The organism is Cryobacterium mannosilyticum, assembly GCF_004402705.1.
Lineage (GTDB): Bacteria > Actinomycetota > Actinomycetes > Actinomycetales > Microbacteriaceae > Cryobacterium > Cryobacterium mannosilyticum.
Genome location: NZ_SOFM01000033.1, coordinates 1 through 16,720 on the forward strand (window position 1 = coordinate 1; position 16,720 = coordinate 16,720).

The window sequence follows — 16,720 nt, forward strand, 5'->3', positions numbered from 1 at the left end:
ACAGCGCCCGATCGCCCGCGCCGACACCAGCCCATCGACATCCGACATGGGACTGAGCGCTGGCCTCGATCGCCAGCCTCCAATAATCAACACGCTCTCCGCCGTGCGCCCGCTTCCCCAACCTGCGCCGAGAGCTGACGCACCCTGGGTATGGCAGACTCGAGCGCATGAATCCGAGTGGGCAGAACACGGTGGTGTCGGTGAGCCGCGATGACCGGCACCGGTTCAGCAAGCCGGCCGTCGGCAGCATCCGGTTGATCGAAGGTTTCGGCGTCGAGGGTGACGCCCACGCCGGGGCCACCGTGCAGCACCGCTACCTCGTCACCAGGGACCCGAGCGCCCCCAACCTCACCCAGGTGCACCTCATCCCGGCCGAGCTCTTCGACGAGCTGACGGCCCTCGGCTACCAGGTTGCCCCCGGCGAACTCGGCGAAAACGTCACCACCCGGGGCATCGACCTGATCACGCTTCCGCTCGGCGCCCGCCTGCACCTCGGTGACGATGCGGTTGTGCAGATCACGGGCCTGCGCAGCCCGTGCTCCGAGATCAACGGCTTCCAGAAAGGCCTGATGAAGACACTCATCAGCACGGATGCCGCCGGCCGGGTCGTGCGCAAGGCCGGTGTGATGGGCATTGTCGTGCAGGGCGGAACGGTGGCTCCCCACGACCGGATCCGGGTCGAATTGCCGGCCGGGGAGCAGCTGCCGCTCGGCGTCGTCTGACCCTCTCCCCGGCGAGCGCACGCAGCCGCGGCCGCCTGCGCCGCTAAGGTGAAGCAAGGGGATCCAGTGCGAGCGAAAGTGCAATATATGACGAAGTCCGCGCTGGCCGCCGCCTTCCGCTGGCATGCGAGCTGGCCGGCCTGGCTGCTCGGCTCCCTGCTCGCGGCATACACGGTCGGTCTGGTCCTGAAGGGCGACGCCGACAACGAGGTTTTCGACAACGTGGCCGCGACGCTCACCCGCTGGGTGCCCGCCATCATCTGCTGGCTGGCACTGGTGCGGGTGGACAAGCGGCGCGGCGAGATGTTCCTCGCCACGGCCGGGATCACCGTGAACGCCGTCGCCGACAGCTATTTCTACTTCGTCGTGCACAACAGCAGAGTCCCGCCGTTCCCGTCACCCGCCGACGCGGGCTACCTGGTCTTCTACACGCTGATGCTGGGCGCGCTCGGCGTGCTGGTGCACCGGCAACTCCGGGGGCTCTCCCGCACGGTGCTGCTCGACTGCGCCGTCGGCGCGTCCGGCACGGCCACCCTCCTGGTCGTGATGCTCGGCCCGCTGGCGGAGTCAGCCACGAACGGCCCGGAAACGCTCGGCGGCACGATCGTAACCGCGTATGCCGTGCTGGACATCCTCCTCGCGGCCACTCTCGCGGGCCTGGCCACCTCGCGCGGCCTCTTCGTCGGCCGGCGGTGGATGCTGCTGGTCACCGGCCTCGGCGTGTTCACCGGCGCCGACATCGTCTACTTCCTCACCGATTCGGGCGCTCTCTCCCTCCCCCGCGCGCCGCTGGAGATCGCCTGGGCCGGCGGGCTGGCGCTGATCGCGCTCTGGGTGCACGCGTCCGCCCGCCCGGAGGGTTCCCGGAGCCGCACCCCTCTCGCCGGCTCCGCCCTGCTCATGCCGGGCCTCGCCACGGCCGCCGGGCTCGCCGTGCTCATCGTGGGCACGCGCACGCACGTGTCGACGCTCGCCGTCGTACTCGCCGCGCTCACGATGACCCTGGCCACCGTGCCGCTGGCCTTCCGGCAGCGTGTGCTCCGTCACCAGGCCCGCACCGACGAACTGACCGGGCTGCCCAACCGGCGGGCGCTCTACTCCGAGTCGACGGTGCGGCTGGCGTCCGCGCGCCGCACCGGCACCGCCCTGCTCCTGATGGACCTCGACCGGTTCAAGGAGGTCAACGACAGCCTCGGCCACGACGTCGGAGACCGTCTGCTGATCCAGGTCGGCCTCCGGCTGACCCGCCAGCTCGGTCCGGGCGATATGCTCGCCAGGCTCGGCGGTGACGAGTTCGCCGTCCTTCTCGCGACGGCCGACCAGGACGACGCGATCGTGACGGCCATCGTGCTGCGGGCGGCCATCGCCGAAACCTTCATGCTGGAGGGCATCGTCCTGCACACCAATATGAGCATCGGCATCGCCTGCTACCCCGACCAGGGCGAGGATCTGGGCGGGCTGCTGCGCAAGGCGGACATGGCGATGTACAAGGCCAAGTCCTCCCGTGCCGGCTACCACGTGTACACCAGCGCCGACGACAGCGACTTCGGCACCCGGCTGCGCACCCTGCACGAGCTGCGGGTCGCCCTCAAGACCGACCAGCTGGTGCTGTACTACCAGCCCAAGCTCGAACTGGCCACGGGCGAGATTCGGAGCGTCGAGGCCCTTGTGCGCTGGAAACATCCCTGCCGCGGACTGCTCCAGCCCGGGGATTTCCTGCCTCTGGTCGAGGAGGCCGGGTTGATGCACGAGATGACCCACGTGCTGCTCGCCCAGGCCCTCGACCAGGCGGCGGTGTGGATGCTGCGGGAGATCCGACTGTCGATCTCCGTCAACCTGTCCCCCAGTTCCCTGCTCGACGCTGCCCTGCCCGAGCGGATCGCCGCCATGCTCGACGCCCGCGGGCTGCCGGCATCCGTGCTCATCCTCGAGATCACCGAGGAGTACCTGATGCAGGACTACGACCTCGCCCGTGCCAGCCTGACCCGACTGCGGGCGACGGGAGTGCGCATCTCGATCGACGACTTCGGAACCGGGTACAGCTCGCTGGCCTACCTTCGCGACCTGCCGATCGACGAGCTCAAGCTCGACCGGTCGTTCCTCACCCCGATGCAGGATGACCCGCGCGCCGCCGCTCTGGTGGCGTCCACGATCGACCTGGCCCACTCCCTCGATCTCCGGATGGTGGCCGAGGGTGTGGAGACCGCGGACGCGCTGTCCGAGCTGTCGCTCTACGGCTGCGACCAGGCCCAGGGCTACTTCATCTCCCGCCCGGTGCCGGGCAGCGAACTGGTGGCCTGGCTCGCGGACCGCGGGGCGTCCTTCCGCACCGAGGAGACCGAGGAGGAAGTGCACTCAGCCCCCTGAATCCACGGCACCGGTCTGACACCCGCACATAAGGTTGACGCTAGGGCATTGTCGAGTTGACTCCTGCCACTTCCGCCCCTAGCCTGCCAATGGCGGGTCACCCCCCGTTCGGGCGACAGTACGCGAACGGGTTGAGATGCCGGCGCGGCCCGAGCCACGACTCGTCGCACCGATCGCTCAATGAAGAGAGACCCTCCGTGACCTCCGTCCTGCCCGACACCCGCACCGAGAAGGGGCTGGCCCGCGTGGCGCAGGCCCTCGCCCGCTGGACCGAGAAGTGGTTCCCCGACGCCTACGTCTTCGCTCTCGTCGGCGTGTTCCTGGTGGCCCTGGCCGCCCTGGCCAACGGCTCCACCCCGCAGACCATCGTCGAGTCCTTTGGCACCGGCTTCTGGGACCTCACCGCGTTCACCCTGCAGATGGCGATGGTCGTGCTCACCGGCTACGTCGTCGCCACGTCACCGCCGGTGGCCCGGCTTATCTGCACCCTCGCCGCCGTACCGCGGTCCGCGGCCAGCGCCGTCAGTTTCGTGGCCCTGCTCTCGATGTCCGTCTCATTCGTGAACTGGGGGCTCAGCCTCATCTTCGGCGGGCTGCTCGCCCGTGCCATCGCCCGCCGCGCCGACCTGCGCGTCGACTATCGGGCGCTCGGCGCCGCCGCCTTCATGGGGCTCGGCGCCGTGTGGGCGCTCGGCATGTCCTCGTCGGCTGCGCAGTTGCAGGCGACCGCCGCATCGCTGCCGCCGGCCCTGCTCGCGGTCACCGGGATCCTCGACTTCGGCAGCACCATTTTCACCTGGCAGTCGCTCACCATGTGCGCCGTCATCATCGCCCTCACCGTGGCCGTGGCGCACTTCTCGGCGCCGCGCGGCGACGCCATCCGCACTGCGCTCGATCTCGGCGTCGACCTCGACGACACGCCGGTTCCGGCGGCACCGCGCACGCGCCCGGGCGAATGGCTCGAGTACAGCCGCATCCTGCCGATCCTCGCCGGCCTGCTCACCCTCGGCTGGCTGGTCTCCCAGCTGCTCACCCTGCCGATCCTCACCGTGGTGAGCAGCCTGAACGGGTACCTGCTGGTGTTCCTCATGCTCGGCCTGGTGCTGCACGGGACACCACGCAACTTCCTCCAGGCCGTGTCGAAGGCGGTTCCGGCGACCGCCGGCATCCTGGTGCAGTTCCCGCTCTACGCCGCGATGGCGGCGATCCTCACCCGGGCGGTGGGCAACGGCGGCCTCACCGTCTCGGAGCACCTGGCCGAATTCTTCACCTCGATCGGCGGTGGCGGCGGTTTCGCCGTGATCATCGCCCTGTACACCGTGGTGTTGGGCGTCTTCGTGCCCTCCGGCGGCGGCAAGTGGCTGGTCGAGGCACCCTACGTGATGCAGTCGGCGACGGATGTCCAGATGAACCTGGGCTGGACGGTGCAGATCTACAACGTGGCCGAGGCGCTGCCCAACCTGGTCAACCCGTTCTTCATGCTCCCCCTGCTCGCCGTTCTCGGGCTCAAGGCCAGGGACCTCGTGGGGTTCACCTTCCTGCAGTTCATCTTCCACCTGCCGGTCGTGCTCGTGCTCGTCTGGCTGCTCGGCGAGACGTTCGCGTTCGTCGCCCCCGTCCTTCCCTGACCGGGCCTGTGCCCCGGCCGGGCCTGTGCCCGGCCGGCGTCGGGGGCGACGAAGCCGTGCGCTACAGCGCGGCCGTCGCCTCGGCGGCGTGGAACCACGGCGGGTAGACGGCAACCTTGGGCTTATGCGTCGAGGCGGCGAGGATGCCCCGCACCTCGTCGCGCACCTTATCGTTGGCAACGCCGACCAGAGTGACCAGGTCGAACGGGAACGTCTCGGCGACGAGCAGTTCGGCGCGGAGGATCCCGTCGGATTCCGCATCCGCGCGCAGGCGGCGGAGCAGGGAGTCGGAGGTCTCCGGGGTCGCGCTGATCCGGGTCAGGGCGCCGGCGGCGTCGCCGTCGGTCACCGCGACCGCCGCGTCGGATGCGTCGTCGGCGCCGGCGTCCTCGGCCGCGGCCTGGGCGTCACGGAGCTTCTTGACCGTGCTGACCAGGATGACGAAATCGAAGATCTCGGCGGTGTGCGCGTCGACGGAGAGTCGGGGATCCGCCGTGCCGGTGAGGAGACCGTCCCAGAGCCGGGCGTTCGGCGAGAGGAAGAACGGCACGTAGCCGGCCACGCTCGAGCTGCCGTCGCCGGAGACCAACGCGGTGCGGCGGGCATCCCGGTTCGGCGCCGAGGAGATGTCGACGACCGGGCGCGTGGTCCACGCCTCACTCATGTCGGCCAGCAGCGCGCCGCTCTCGAGGATGCCGGCCAGGTTGCGAATGTGGGTGACGTGATAGATGCGCTGCTCGCCGACATTGTCGGCGACGGCCTTGGCCGCGCCGACCACCCTGGTCGCCACGGGCGGCTTCGGCGCTCCCAGCGTCACCGTCCGCGGTGACGGCGAGCTCCGCAACGAGGGGGCGCGGGAGGCCTTCGCCCGGCTGGCCCGGGGCGCCGGCACGGTCGCCGCGATTTGAGGGGCGGCTTTCGGGAAACACAGGGCGCAGAGCCCGCCTTCAAGTCCGTGGATACATTCGTCGCTCAAGCGAAATAAACCTTTCGTATTTCGTGGCCCCCACCGCTTCAAGACCCATGCTCGAAGACCACATATCAACGGTACGGGGGTTTCGGCCCGAACGGTGACCGATCCGGGCAATTGGCGGGCACACCTGCTCTACCCGCGTCCCTGCCCCCGGACTACATTTCGGCGGAGAAGCTCGCCACGGCCGGCGACATGTGGGAGGAATACCTGGTCGGACCCGACAGCGAGTCGGACCCCGCGAAGTGGCAGACCCGGATCGTGTTCCCGCTGGCCTGACCCGCCCGAACCGGCGGCCGTTCCCGCCACCCGCCCCGGCACATCGCGGCCGGATGAGGGCTGCCGCGGAATACGATGGGATCAACACGCCGCGCGGACCAGGGCCCGCGGGGCCGACTCTCCACCCCGGAGCGGCGGCCGGGCGCAGTGGCCAACGGAGGCCGGTCAGGAGGCGTCGGGTGGCCGAACATGAGGTGCCGCTGACCCGGAGCCAGCGCTGGGAGCAGTCCACCGACCGACCGCTGCTGGTGCTCGGCTTCGCGTTCCTGCTGGCCTACGCGGCGCCGATCGTGGCTCCGGAGATCGGCCCGGGCTGGCGGCTGCTGCTCGAATGGATCGAGATCGGCACCTGGGCGGCCTTCGCCGTCGACTTCATCGTGCGCCTGTCGCTCGCGCACGACCGGCTGCGTTTCGTGCGCACCCACCTGCTCGACCTGGTCGTGGTCGTTCTGCCGCTGTTCCGTCCGCTTCGGGCCCTGCGCGTGCTCTCGATCGTCATCCTCTCCGCCCGTCGGGTGAGCAAGAAACTCAAGAACCGGGTGATGACCTACGCGGCCGTGACGGCGGTCTCCGTCTGGTTCATCGCCGGGCTCGCGGTCACGGATGCCGAGCGAGGCGCGGTCGGAGCGAACATCCACTCGGTCTGGGAGGGCTGGTGGTGGTCGTTCGTCACGATGGCCACCGTGGGATTCGGCGACCTCTACCCGGTGACCGCCGAGGGGCGGCTCGTCACGGTGGGCCTCGTCGCCACCGGGATCGCCCTCATCGGCACGCTGACCGCGTTCATCGCCGCCTGGTTCGCCTCGGCCAACCGCGCGGCCGAGGAGGAGATCAAGGCCGAACTCGACCTCAGCGAGGACAAGCTCGACATCCTCACGGCCGAGATCGCCGAGCTCAAGGCCATGGTCGCACGGCTCGTCGCGGGGCGCTCGGAGTCGCAGGGACAGGCCGTCGACGGGGCGGCCAACGGGGCCACCAGCGGGGCGGCTGGCGGCTCAGGCGCCGCGACTCCGAGCGCCGATACCGACTGACGACGAGGCGGGCGACTCTGGACAGGAGGTTCCCGGCCTGCCTATCCTGAAGATGAGCGAATGTCCGTTTCGGGCTGGGGAGTCGCGGTCTTTTTGCGAAATTGAGCGTCACCATGACACCCGACGAACTGTTGCCCAGACCAACCTGCATTTCCTGCTTCGAGATCATGGAGCCCGTCGCCGGGCATTGGTGGTGCAGCCACTGCGAGGAATTCGCCGCCTGAGCCGCGCGGCCTGAGCCGCGCCGCCCGATTCACCGCCGCACGGCCCCGTGCCAGCGCGTGTGGGTAGTCTGGCTGGATTCCCTGATCGCCTGCGGAGGCGAAGATTTGGAGTTCCATGTCGACGACCGTTCAAGGCGTCATCGCTCGATCGAAGGGCGCACCCGTTGAGCTCGTCGACATCGTGATTCCCGATCCCGGCCCCGGCGAGGTCATCGTCGACATCGAAACCTGCGGCGTCTGCCACACCGACTTCCACTACAGGGAGGGCGGCATCAACGACGACTTCCCCTTCCTGCTCGGCCACGAGGCCGCCGGCCGGGTCAGCGTCGTCGGTGCCGGCGTCACCAACGTCGAGGTCGGCGACTTCGTCGTGCTGAACTGGCGTGCGGTCTGCGGCGAGTGCCGGGCCTGCACACGGGCCGAACCCTGGTACTGCTTCAACACCTTCAACGCCACCTCGAAGATGACGCTCACCGACGGCACCGAGCTGAGCCCCGCGCTCGGCATCGGCGCGTTCGCCGAGAAGACCCTCGTGCACGCGAAGCAGTGCACCAGGGTCAACCCTGCGGCGGACCCCGCGGCGGTCGGCCTCCTCGGCTGCGGCATCATGGCCGGGATCGGCGCCGCCATGAACACGGGCAACGTGAGCCACGGTGACTCGGTAGCCGTGATCGGATGCGGCGGCGTCGGCAACGCGGCGATCGTCGGGTCCCGGCTGGCCGGGGCATCCGTGATCATCGCGATCGACCGCGACGCGAAGAAGCTCGCCAAGGCGCAGCAGCTCGGCGCGACGCACACGATCGACTCGTCGAACCTCGACGAGGCCGGCGTCGTCGCGGCCGTGCAGGCGCTGACCGGCGGCTTCGGCGCCGACGTCGCCATCGACGCGGTCGGCCGCCCCGAGACGTGGCGGCAGGCGTTCTACGCCCGCGACCTGGCCGGCACAGTGGTGCTGGTGGGCGTGCCCACCCCCGAGATGATGCTGGAAATCCCGCTGCTCGACGTGTTCGGCCGCGGCGGGGCACTCAAGTCGTCCTGGTACGGCGACTGCCTGCCCGAGCGGGACTTCCCGATGCTCACCGACCTCTACCTGCAGGGCCGGCTGCCGCTCGACCAGTTCGTCAGCGAACGGATCGGCATCGGCCACATCGAGGAGGCCTTCGGCAAGATGGCCCGCGGCGAGGTCCTCCGCTCGGTCGTGGTGCTCTGATGGCGGCGCACATCGACCACCTCGTCACCTCCGGCTCGTTCAGCCTCGACGGCGGCACCTGGGCCGTGGACAACAACGTCTGGATCGTCGGCGACGACACCGAGTGCGTGGTCATCGACCCCGCACACGACGCCCAGGCGATCCTCGAGGCGGTCGGCGACCGCAAGCTGGTCGGCATCCTCTGCACCCATGCTCACGACGACCACATCGGCGCCGCCGCAGAGGTGCAGGCCGCGCGCACCGCCCCGACCCACCTGCACCCCGACGACATGGTGCTCTGGGACCGGGTCTACCCGGATGCCCCGCCCAGCCGCCCGCTCGACGACGGCCAGGTGATTCCCGTCGGCGGCATCGACCTGCAGGTGCTGCACACGCCCGGCCACTCCCCCGGCGCGGTCTGCTTCTACGCGCCGGCGCTCGGCACCGTGTTCAGCGGGGACACCTTGTTCGCCGGCGGTCCGGGCGCCACCGGCCGCTCGTTCAGCGACTTCCCCACGATCCTCGAGTCGATCAGCACGAAGCTGCTCACCCTCCCGCCGGAGACCGTCGTGCTCACCGGCCACGGCGAGCAGACCACGATCGGCGCCGAGGCCGCCCGACTCCCCGACTGGATCGCCCGCGGCCACTGACCGCGGCGGCTGCGGCGGACCGCGGCGCCCCCCGGCATCCGCCCCGCCCCCGCATCCGCCCCACCGCCCGGCAGGTGGCTAACTCAGGAGATCCCGGCCCGGCGCCAGAACCGGCCGCGTCTTTCCGCGGCCAACCTGCCCGCCCGGGGCCGGTTCTCCTGAGTTAGCCACCTCGGAGGCCGGCGCGGGCCGGTCAGCGGCGCACGATCGAGCGCATCAGCCTCACCACGACGGAGAGGGACGCGATGTCGTCCTGGCCGAGGGCGTTGACCTCCTCGAACACGCTCCGGGCCCGGCCGAGCTGCTCGGCATTGAGGGCCTCCCAGGCCAGCACGCGCAGGTCGGCGTTGCCGGCATCCGTCTCGGCCAGCACGGCCGCAGTCATGTCGGCGACGGTCGAGTACAGGTCGTCGCGGAGAGCGGCGCGGGCCAGGGCCTGCCACCGGTCCTTCCTCGGCAGCGCGGTGATGCGTTCGAGCAGGTTGTCCACGCCGAACCGGTCGTAGACCGTGTAGTACACGGCCGCGACATCGGCCATCGGCAGGTCCAGGTTCGCCGCCACCTTCGCCACGTCGAGCAGCGCGAACACCTCGAACAGCTCGGCCCAGCGCCGGCCGAGGTCCTCGGGGAGCCCCCACGCCTTCGCCGTGGCCAGCAGCGCCTTCACCCGTCTCAGGTCGCCGCCCTGCAGGTAGTCCACCAGCCGGGCCCGAACCTGGTCGATCTGCGGCTTGTACTGGGCGACGACCTCGCCCACCGGCCGTGCCGCACCCTGGTTGACCTGCCAGCGCACCGCCCGGTCGAGCAGCCGGCGCATGTCCAGGTGGATCGCGGTCCAGTGCTCGGTCGGGAACGACGACGGAAGCGCGTTCAGTTCGTCGACCATCACGTCGAGCTCGAAGATCTCCCGCAGGGCCACGAACGCCCGTGCCACTGTGGCCTGGTTGGCCGAGGTCTCCTCGATCGCCCGGAACGCGAAGGTCACCCCGCCGAGGTTGATCATGTCGTTCGCGACGACCGTGGAGATGATCTCCCGGCGCAGCGGATGCGTGTCCAGGTCGGCATCGAAGCGCTCCCGCAGCTGCCGGGGGAAGTACCCGCGCAGGGTGCGGCCGAACCACGGGTCGTCGGCCAGGTCGCTGTCGCGCAGCGAGGTGGCCAGGTCGATCTTGGCGTACGCCGCGAGCACCGACAGCTCGGGCGACGTGAGGCCCTGGCCGAGGCCCTGTTCGAGCCGGTCCCGCAGCACCAGCGTCGTCGGCAGCGCCTCGAGGTCGCGTTTGAGCTCTCCGGTCGCCTCCAGCCGGTCCATCAGCCGTTCGTAGCTGGGACTCCAGGTGGCCACCTTCACCCGGTCGTTGAGCAGCAGGATGTTCTGGTCGATGTTGTCCTCGAGCACCAGCCGGCCCACCTCATCGGACATGTCGGCGAGGAACTCCGCCCGGTCCTCCTCGGCGAGCTTGCCCGCCACGACCATCCGGTCGACGAAGATCTTGATGTTCACCTCATGGTCCGAGCAGTCGACCCCGGCCGAGTTGTCGATCGCGTCGGTGTTGAGGATCACGCCCTTCAGGGCAGCCTCGATCCGGCCCCGCTGGGTCAGGCCGAGGTTCCCGCCCTCGCCGACGACCCTGACCCGCAGGTCACGGCCGTCCACCCGGATGGCGTCGTTGGCCTTGTCGCCGACCTGCGCGGCGGTCTCCGTGCTGGCCTTGACATAGGTGCCGATCCCGCCGTTGTAGAGCAGGTCGGCGGGCGCCATCAGGATCGCCCGGAGGAGTTCCGGCGGGCTCAGCTGGGTGGTGCCGTCGGGCAGCCCGAGCGCCACCCGCACCTCAGGGGAGATCGGCACGACCTTCGCCTGCCGCGGGAAGATCCCGCCGCCGGCGCTGATCAGGCTCGCGGAGTAGTCGGCCCACGACGAGCGCGGCAGGGCGAACAGCCGGCGCCGTTCGGCGAAGGATGCGGCGGGATCCGGGTTCGGGTCCAGGAAGATGTGGCGGTGGTCGAACGCCGCGATCAGCTGGATGTGTTCGGAGAGGAGCATGCCGTTGCCGAACACGTCCCCGGACATGTCGCCGACGCCGACGACGGTGAAGTCCTCGGTCTGGGTGTCGACGCCCAGCTCGCTGAAGTGGCGCTTGACCGACTCCCAGGCGCCGCGGGCGGTGATGCCCATCACCTTGTGGTCGTAGCCGATCGAACCGCCGGAGGCGAACGCGTCGCCGAGCCAGAAACCGTATTCGGCGGCCAGCCCGTTCGCGATGTCGGAGAACGTCGCCGTTCCCTTGTCGGCGGCGACCACCAGGTAGGAGTCGTCGTCGTCGTGGCGCACCACCCGGGCCGGCGGCACCAGCTGCTCGCCGTCGGCGGTCGTGACGAGGTTGTCGGTGAGGTCGAGCAGCCCGCGAATGAAGGTCTTGTAGCTTTCGACGCCCTCGGCCATCCAGGCGGCACGGTCGACGGCCGGGTCGGGGAGCTGCTTGGCGAAGAATCCGCCCTTCGCTCCGGTCGGCACGATCACCGCGTTTTTCACCGTCTGCGCCTTGACCAGGCCGAGCACCTCGGTGCGGAAGTCCTCCCGCCGGTCCGACCAGCGCAGCCCGCCGCGGGCGACCTTGCCGAAGCGCAGGTGCACGCCCTCCACCCGCGGGGAGTACACCCAGATCTCGTACCTGGGCCGCGGGAACGGCAGCAGTTCGATCGCCGTCGGGTCGAGTTTCACGCTGAGGTAGGGCTTGCCCTGGAAGTAGTTCGTGCGCAGGGTCGCCTCGATCAGGTTGATCAGGGTGCGCAGGATCCGGTCGGCGTCGAGGGTGGCGACCTGCTCCATCGCCACGGTCAGCTGGCCGCGGATCTCCTCCGAGCGACGGATGCGTTCGTCCTCGCCCAGGTCGGGGTCGAACCGGGCCTCGAACAGGGAGACCAGCCCGCCGGTCACGGTCGGGTTGGCGAGCAAGGTGTCGGCGACGAAGCCGTAGGAGTTCGTGTTGCCGGCCTGGCGCAGGTACTTGGCGTAGCTGCGCAGGATGACGACCCGGTGCCAGGGCATGCCCTCGGTGAGGACCAGCCGGTCGAGGCCGTCCGACTCGGCGGCACCGCTGACGGCGGCGCCGAAGGAGTCCGCCAGCAGGGCGCCGGTGGCGATCGGGTCGACGCCGGCCGGGTAGGTCAGGCCCAGGTCGTAGAGGTAGAAGTCCCGGCCGTCGGCGGTTTTGATCTCGAACGGAACTTCGTCGAGCACCTCGATGCCGAGGTTCTGCAGGAACGGGAGAATCTGGCTCAGGCTCTTCGGCTCCATCATGTAGAGCTTCACCCGGGCATCCTCGACCGTGGCGCCGCGTCCGGCGGTGCTCCCGTCGTCGGCGTCGGTGACGGTGTCGCCGGCGCCCGCTCCGGTCGGCAGGTAGACGTGCAGGGCAGGCCGGGCCGGGCCGGTGCCGGCGGCAGTCGCCGCCGCGGCCGCCGCGGCGCCGTCCTCGAACCGCCCGATGTCCGCCAGGGCCTCTTCGAGCTCGTAGTCCACCCGGTAGCTGGCGGGGAACGCCTCCGCCCACAGCTCGGAGAGCCGCTCCGCCTCGTCCAGCGGGTGGCTCTCGCGCAGTTTCTCGCCGATCCCCTCGGGCCAGGACCGCACGGCCATCACCAGCCGGTGCTCGAGCGCGGCGGCGTCGACGACGCCGACCGTGTCGTTCTTCTGCAGCCGGATCCGGAAGAACAGCCGGGCCAGCGCCGACTCGGTCATCCGGGCCTCGAAGTCGACGGACTCCGCGTGGAAGGTGTCCCGCAGCTCCTTCTCGATCCGCAGCCGCACGGCCGTGGTGTACCGGTCGCGGGGGAAGTAGACCAGCGCGGTCATGAACCGGCCGTAGACGTCCGGCCGGAGGAAGAGCCGGGTGCGGCGCCGCTCCTGCAGCCGCTGGATCGCCAGCGCGGTGCTGAACAGGGTGGGCATGTCGATCTGGAACAACTCGTCGCGGGGGTAGGTTTCCAGGATGCCGAGCAGTTCCTTGCCGCTGTGCGAACCGGGCGGGAACCCGGCCTGGTCCATCACGGCGTCGACCTTCTCACGCAGGATCGGCACATCACGCACCGAGCTCGTGTACGCCGTGGCCGCGAACAGGCCGATGAAGCGTTGCTCGCCGGTCACGTTCCCGTCCGCGTCGAAGCTCTTGATTCCGATGTAGTCGAAGTAGGCGGGCCGGTGCACGCTCGAGCGCGAGTTCGCCTTGGTGATGACCAGGGCGCTGCGCTCGCGCGCCTTGAGCCGGCCGGCATCCGTCAGATGCTGGATCTGGTGGCCGTCGTCCATGGAACGCAGCAGCCCCAGGCCGCTTCCGTCACGGATGCTCAGCACATCTTCTCCGTCGATGGTCTCCAGGTCGTACTCCCGGTAGCCGAGGAAGGTGAAGTTGTCGCGGTCGAGCCAGCGCAGCAGGTCCTGCGCCTGCTTGATCTCCTGGATGCCCTCGGCGTGGGCGACGTGGCCGAGGTCGTCGGCGATCTGCAGGGCCTTCGTGCGCATGGCCTGCCAGTCCTCGTTCGCGGCGCGCACGTCACCGAGCACCTTTGCCAGCCCGGCGACGAGGGAGGCTCGGGCCTCGTTGCCGGCGGTTTCGATCTCGATCGCGATCCACGACTCGACCTGGGTGACGGTCTCGTCGGCGGCACCCGGACGGGCACCGTCGCCCCCGTGCACCCGGCTGACGCCGACCAGCTCGTTGGTGTCACGGTCCCGGGTGACGACGAGGAGCGGGTGCACCTCGAGGTGGATGGCCGAGTGCTGGCGCACGAGTTCGGCGGTGACCGAATCCACCAGGAACGGCATGTCATCGGTGACGATGTAGACGACGCTGCGGCCGGCTTCGTTCTCGATCTGGATGTTCGGGGTGTGGGGCGTGCGGCTCCGGGCGACCTCCCAATGGCGGATGGCCCGCTCCCGGAGCAGATCGGTGGGGTAGTTCTGGGCGTCTTCACGGGCCAGGTGCTCGTAGTAGTCGCCCAGGAAAGCGTCGAGTGTGCTGCCTGCCGGGGATTGCCCGGTGCGGGTGGACTCAGACGTCATTGAATTAAGCCTCCATCAGAAAATCTCCGCGTCATTGCGGTATTACGTGCGCACGATCCGGGGCATGCGACTGCCACGCCCCCTGTCTACCATCGTAGATTCGTCGGCGGGCTTCCGCGCACCGAACCACCGGGCAGTGCTGGATCGGGTGGCGATGCACCGGTGATCGAGCCTGTCGAGGTTCGACACACCGCACGCCAGGTGCCAGAGACCGAGCGTAGGCTGACCCGATGCGCGCAATCATCGTCGAAACCCCCGGGGGACCCGAAGCCCTCACGCTCAGCACCGTCGCCGACCTCAGCGTCGGAGCCAGGGACATCCGGATTCAGGTGGCCGCGGCCGGCGTGAACCGCGCGGACGTGGCCCAACGCCTCGGCGCCTACCCCTCGCCGGCCGGGGCGCCGGGGTGGCCCGGGCTCGAGGTGTCCGGCGTGGTGACCGAAGTCGGGCCCGAGGCGACCCGGTTCGCGGTCGGCGACCGGGTCTGCGCCCTGCTCGCGGGAGGCGGCTACGCCACCGAGGCCGTGGTGCACGAAGAGCTGGCCCTGCCGGTTCCGGACTCGGTCGATCTCGTCGACGCGGCCGGGCTGCCCGAGACGCTGGCCACCGTGTGGTCCAACGTGTTCATGAGCGCCGGCCTTGCCGCCGGCGAGACCCTGCTCGTGCACGGCGGCGCCAGCGGCATCGGCACCACCGCGATCCAGCTGGGTAGGCTGGCCGGCGCGCGGGTGGCCGTGACGGCCGGGTCGGCCAAGAAGCTGGCCGTGTGCCGCAGCCTCGGCGCCGAGATCCTGATCGACTACCGCGAACAGGATTTCGCCGCGGAGATCGCCACCGCGACCGACTCGCACGGCGCCGACGTGATTCTCGACATCATCGGCGGCTCCTATGCGGCACGCAATGTGGAGGCGCTCGCCGTGAACGGGCGCATCATGGTGATCGCCAACCAGAGCGGCGAGAACGCGAGCTTCAACCCGTTCCACCTGATGCAGAAGCGCGGCCGTTACTGGGGCACCACGCTGCGCGCCCGCCCGTTCGCGGAGAAGGCCGCGATCATCCGCGGGCTGCTGACGGATGTCTGGCCCTGGCTCGAGTCCGGAGCCTTCCACCCGGTCATCGACAGCCGGTTCTCGTTCGCCGAGGCGGCGGACGCGCACCGCCGGATGGAGGCATCCGCTCACGTGGGCAAGATCGTGCTGGTGCCCTGACGGCGAGTGCAGGGTGTCGACAGGCTCGACCACCGGCAGCTCGACCACCGGCCGGGTTGACCACCGCTCTACACTGGCGGGCATGATGATCACCCAGCTGGAACCAGGCGAGGTCTTCGTGTTCGGCTCCAACGCCGCCGGCTGGCACGCCGGCGGGGCGGCCGCCACGGCGTTGGAGCGATTCGGCGCGATCTGGGGCGAGGGGCACGGCCTGCACGGCCAGTCCTATGCGATCGACACGATGAGCGGGTTCGAGACGCTCGCCGCGGAGGCGGCGGTGTTCCTCGGGTTCGCGGCCGAGCATCCGGAACTCAGGTTCCTGGTCACGGAGGTCGGCTGCGGAATCGCCGGCTACTCCCCCGCCGAGGTCGCGCCGTTGTTCCGTGGGGCAGGGGCGAACGTGGTGCTGCCCGAGCGTTTCCGCTGACGGGGCGGATGACCAGGACAGCCAGCCCGGCGCCCGACTAGATGTCGAACTCCTCCGGTACGCCCGCCGAGGTCCTCGCCGCGCCATCGGCCTCGCGCAGTGCCTGCCGGGCGGTCTGCCGCACCGTCTCGTGCACAGACTCGTCGGTGTAGGTGGACGTGACGAGGATCGGCATGTGGTCGGAAGTGCCCTGCGGCAGCGTCTCGACGTTGTCGATGGTGAGTCCGGTGGAGGTGGCAAGGTCGAAGTGCCCGCGGAAGAACTTGTACCGGGTGTAGGTGCGGGAGTCGCTCAGGGTGAGGTCGTAGCCGGACTTGTTGATCTTGTCGCCGAGGTTGCGCTTGAAGATCGGGTAGTTGTAGTCGCCGACCATCAGGGTGGGCAGCCCCGGCCCGAGCAGGTTCAACTCCTCGTGCGCCGACTGGATCTGGTTGCGGCGGAGGGAGTTCAGCGCGGTGAGTGGTGCGGCGTGGAACGAGGCGACGACAAGTTCCCGGTCGGCGACCCGGTCGATCAGCCGGGTGCCGATCAGACGCTCGTGGGCGGGGGTGAGCAGCCGGTCGTGCAGGGACTTCTTGAGTGCGAACGCCTGCGTCGTGACCGCCTCGAACCGGTCCTTGCGGTAGTAGATCGCGAGGCCGAGCCGGTTCGTCAGGGTGGAGTCGGCCAGGTGCAACAGGCCGATCTCGGCGGGCAGCTCGAGCGTGTCGCACTCCTGCAGGCAGAGGAGGTCGGGCTCGTATTGCTCGTCCAGCGTACTGAGCTCACTGCTGGCACGGTTCTTGCGGAGGTTGTAGCTGATGACCCTCACGGCAGACCTGTTTCCGACTCGATGGATGGGCTTCCAGCCTACGTTTCCCCGGTGCAGAACATCCAATCGAGTCTCCGGCGGCAACCGCTCGGCGGCCCGGCTCCGGCCCGGCGGGCTGGGCCGACGGGCCGGGCCGGCGGGCCGGGCCG

General features: G+C 69.7%; 13 protein-coding genes. 10 read left to right on the forward strand and 3 right to left on the reverse strand.

Annotated elements, in window-relative coordinates; genetic code table 11:
- The first annotated feature begins 167 nt into the window (after positions 1-167).
- The 3 genes from E3O32_RS11325 (at position 168) to E3O32_RS11335 (ending at position 4,717) form a co-directional block, all read left to right on the forward strand.
- Positions 168-722 (forward strand): MOSC domain-containing protein, encoded by a 555-nt coding sequence (locus E3O32_RS11325; protein WP_134509581.1) that lies wholly within the window; start codon positions 168-170, stop codon positions 720-722.
- A gap of 87 nt (positions 723-809) precedes the next feature.
- On the forward strand, positions 810-3,089 hold the full coding sequence (locus tag E3O32_RS11330) for a putative bifunctional diguanylate cyclase/phosphodiesterase (protein WP_134509582.1): 2,280 nt from the start codon (positions 810-812) through the stop codon (positions 3,087-3,089).
- A 197-nt stretch (positions 3,090-3,286) separates the two neighbouring features.
- Complete coding sequence (locus tag E3O32_RS11335; protein ID WP_134509583.1) at positions 3,287-4,717, forward strand: short-chain fatty acid transporter; 1,431 nt, start codon at positions 3,287-3,289, stop codon at positions 4,715-4,717.
- 61 nt (positions 4,718-4,778) lie between these two features.
- On the opposite strand, the gene E3O32_RS11340 is transcribed toward E3O32_RS11335, so the two are convergent.
- A complete protein-coding gene (locus tag E3O32_RS11340; RefSeq protein WP_166790835.1) occupies positions 4,779-5,507 on the reverse strand; it encodes a DarT ssDNA thymidine ADP-ribosyltransferase family protein in 729 nt (242 codons plus the stop codon).
- Here E3O32_RS11340 and E3O32_RS17285 point away from each other — a divergent pair.
- The 5 genes from E3O32_RS17285 to E3O32_RS11355 all read left to right on the forward strand — a co-directional run bounded on the left by E3O32_RS17285 (position 5,479) and on the right by E3O32_RS11355 (position 9,060).
- On the forward strand, positions 5,479-5,625 hold the full coding sequence (locus E3O32_RS17285; protein ID WP_166790836.1) for a hypothetical protein: 147 nt from the start codon (positions 5,479-5,481) through the stop codon (positions 5,623-5,625). The genes E3O32_RS11340 and E3O32_RS17285 overlap by 29 nt on opposite strands.
- Positions 5,626-5,804: 179 nt before the next feature.
- Entirely contained in the window at positions 5,805-5,966 is a 162-nt protein-coding gene (locus E3O32_RS17290; protein ID WP_166790837.1) for a GyrI-like domain-containing protein, read from the forward strand.
- 179 nt (positions 5,967-6,145) lie between these two features.
- On the forward strand, positions 6,146-6,997 hold the full coding sequence (locus E3O32_RS11345; RefSeq protein WP_166790838.1) for a potassium channel family protein: 852 nt from the start codon (positions 6,146-6,148) through the stop codon (positions 6,995-6,997).
- Positions 6,998-7,336: 339 nt separating this feature from the next.
- A complete protein-coding gene (locus E3O32_RS11350; RefSeq protein WP_134509587.1) occupies positions 7,337-8,431 on the forward strand; it encodes an S-(hydroxymethyl)mycothiol dehydrogenase in 1,095 nt (364 codons plus the stop codon).
- Positions 8,431-9,060, forward strand: a complete 630-nt coding sequence (locus E3O32_RS11355; RefSeq protein WP_134509588.1) for an MBL fold metallo-hydrolase — start codon at positions 8,431-8,433, stop codon at positions 9,058-9,060. The genes E3O32_RS11350 and E3O32_RS11355 overlap by 1 nt, the downstream gene beginning before the upstream one ends.
- Before the next feature lie 193 nt (positions 9,061-9,253).
- On the opposite strand, the gene E3O32_RS11360 is transcribed toward E3O32_RS11355, so the two are convergent.
- Positions 9,254-14,125 (reverse strand): NAD-glutamate dehydrogenase, encoded by a 4,872-nt coding sequence (locus E3O32_RS11360; protein ID WP_134509589.1) that lies wholly within the window; start codon positions 14,123-14,125, stop codon positions 9,254-9,256.
- Positions 14,126-14,355: 230 nt separating this feature from the next.
- Between E3O32_RS11360 and E3O32_RS11365 the strand changes: the two genes are divergently transcribed.
- Together E3O32_RS11365 and E3O32_RS11370 are read left to right on the forward strand one after the other, a co-directional pair.
- Complete coding sequence (locus tag E3O32_RS11365; protein ID WP_134509590.1) at positions 14,356-15,333, forward strand: NAD(P)H-quinone oxidoreductase; 978 nt, start codon at positions 14,356-14,358, stop codon at positions 15,331-15,333.
- Between the two features lie 82 nt (positions 15,334-15,415).
- A complete protein-coding gene (locus E3O32_RS11370; protein ID WP_134509591.1) occupies positions 15,416-15,760 on the forward strand; it encodes an A1S_2505 family phage non-structural protein in 345 nt (114 codons plus the stop codon).
- Between the two features lie 37 nt (positions 15,761-15,797).
- On the opposite strand, the gene E3O32_RS11375 is transcribed toward E3O32_RS11370, so the two are convergent.
- On the reverse strand, positions 15,798-16,571 hold the full coding sequence (locus tag E3O32_RS11375) for an endonuclease/exonuclease/phosphatase family protein (RefSeq protein WP_134509592.1): 774 nt from the start codon (positions 16,569-16,571) through the stop codon (positions 15,798-15,800).
- Positions 16,572-16,720 lie beyond the last annotated feature (149 nt).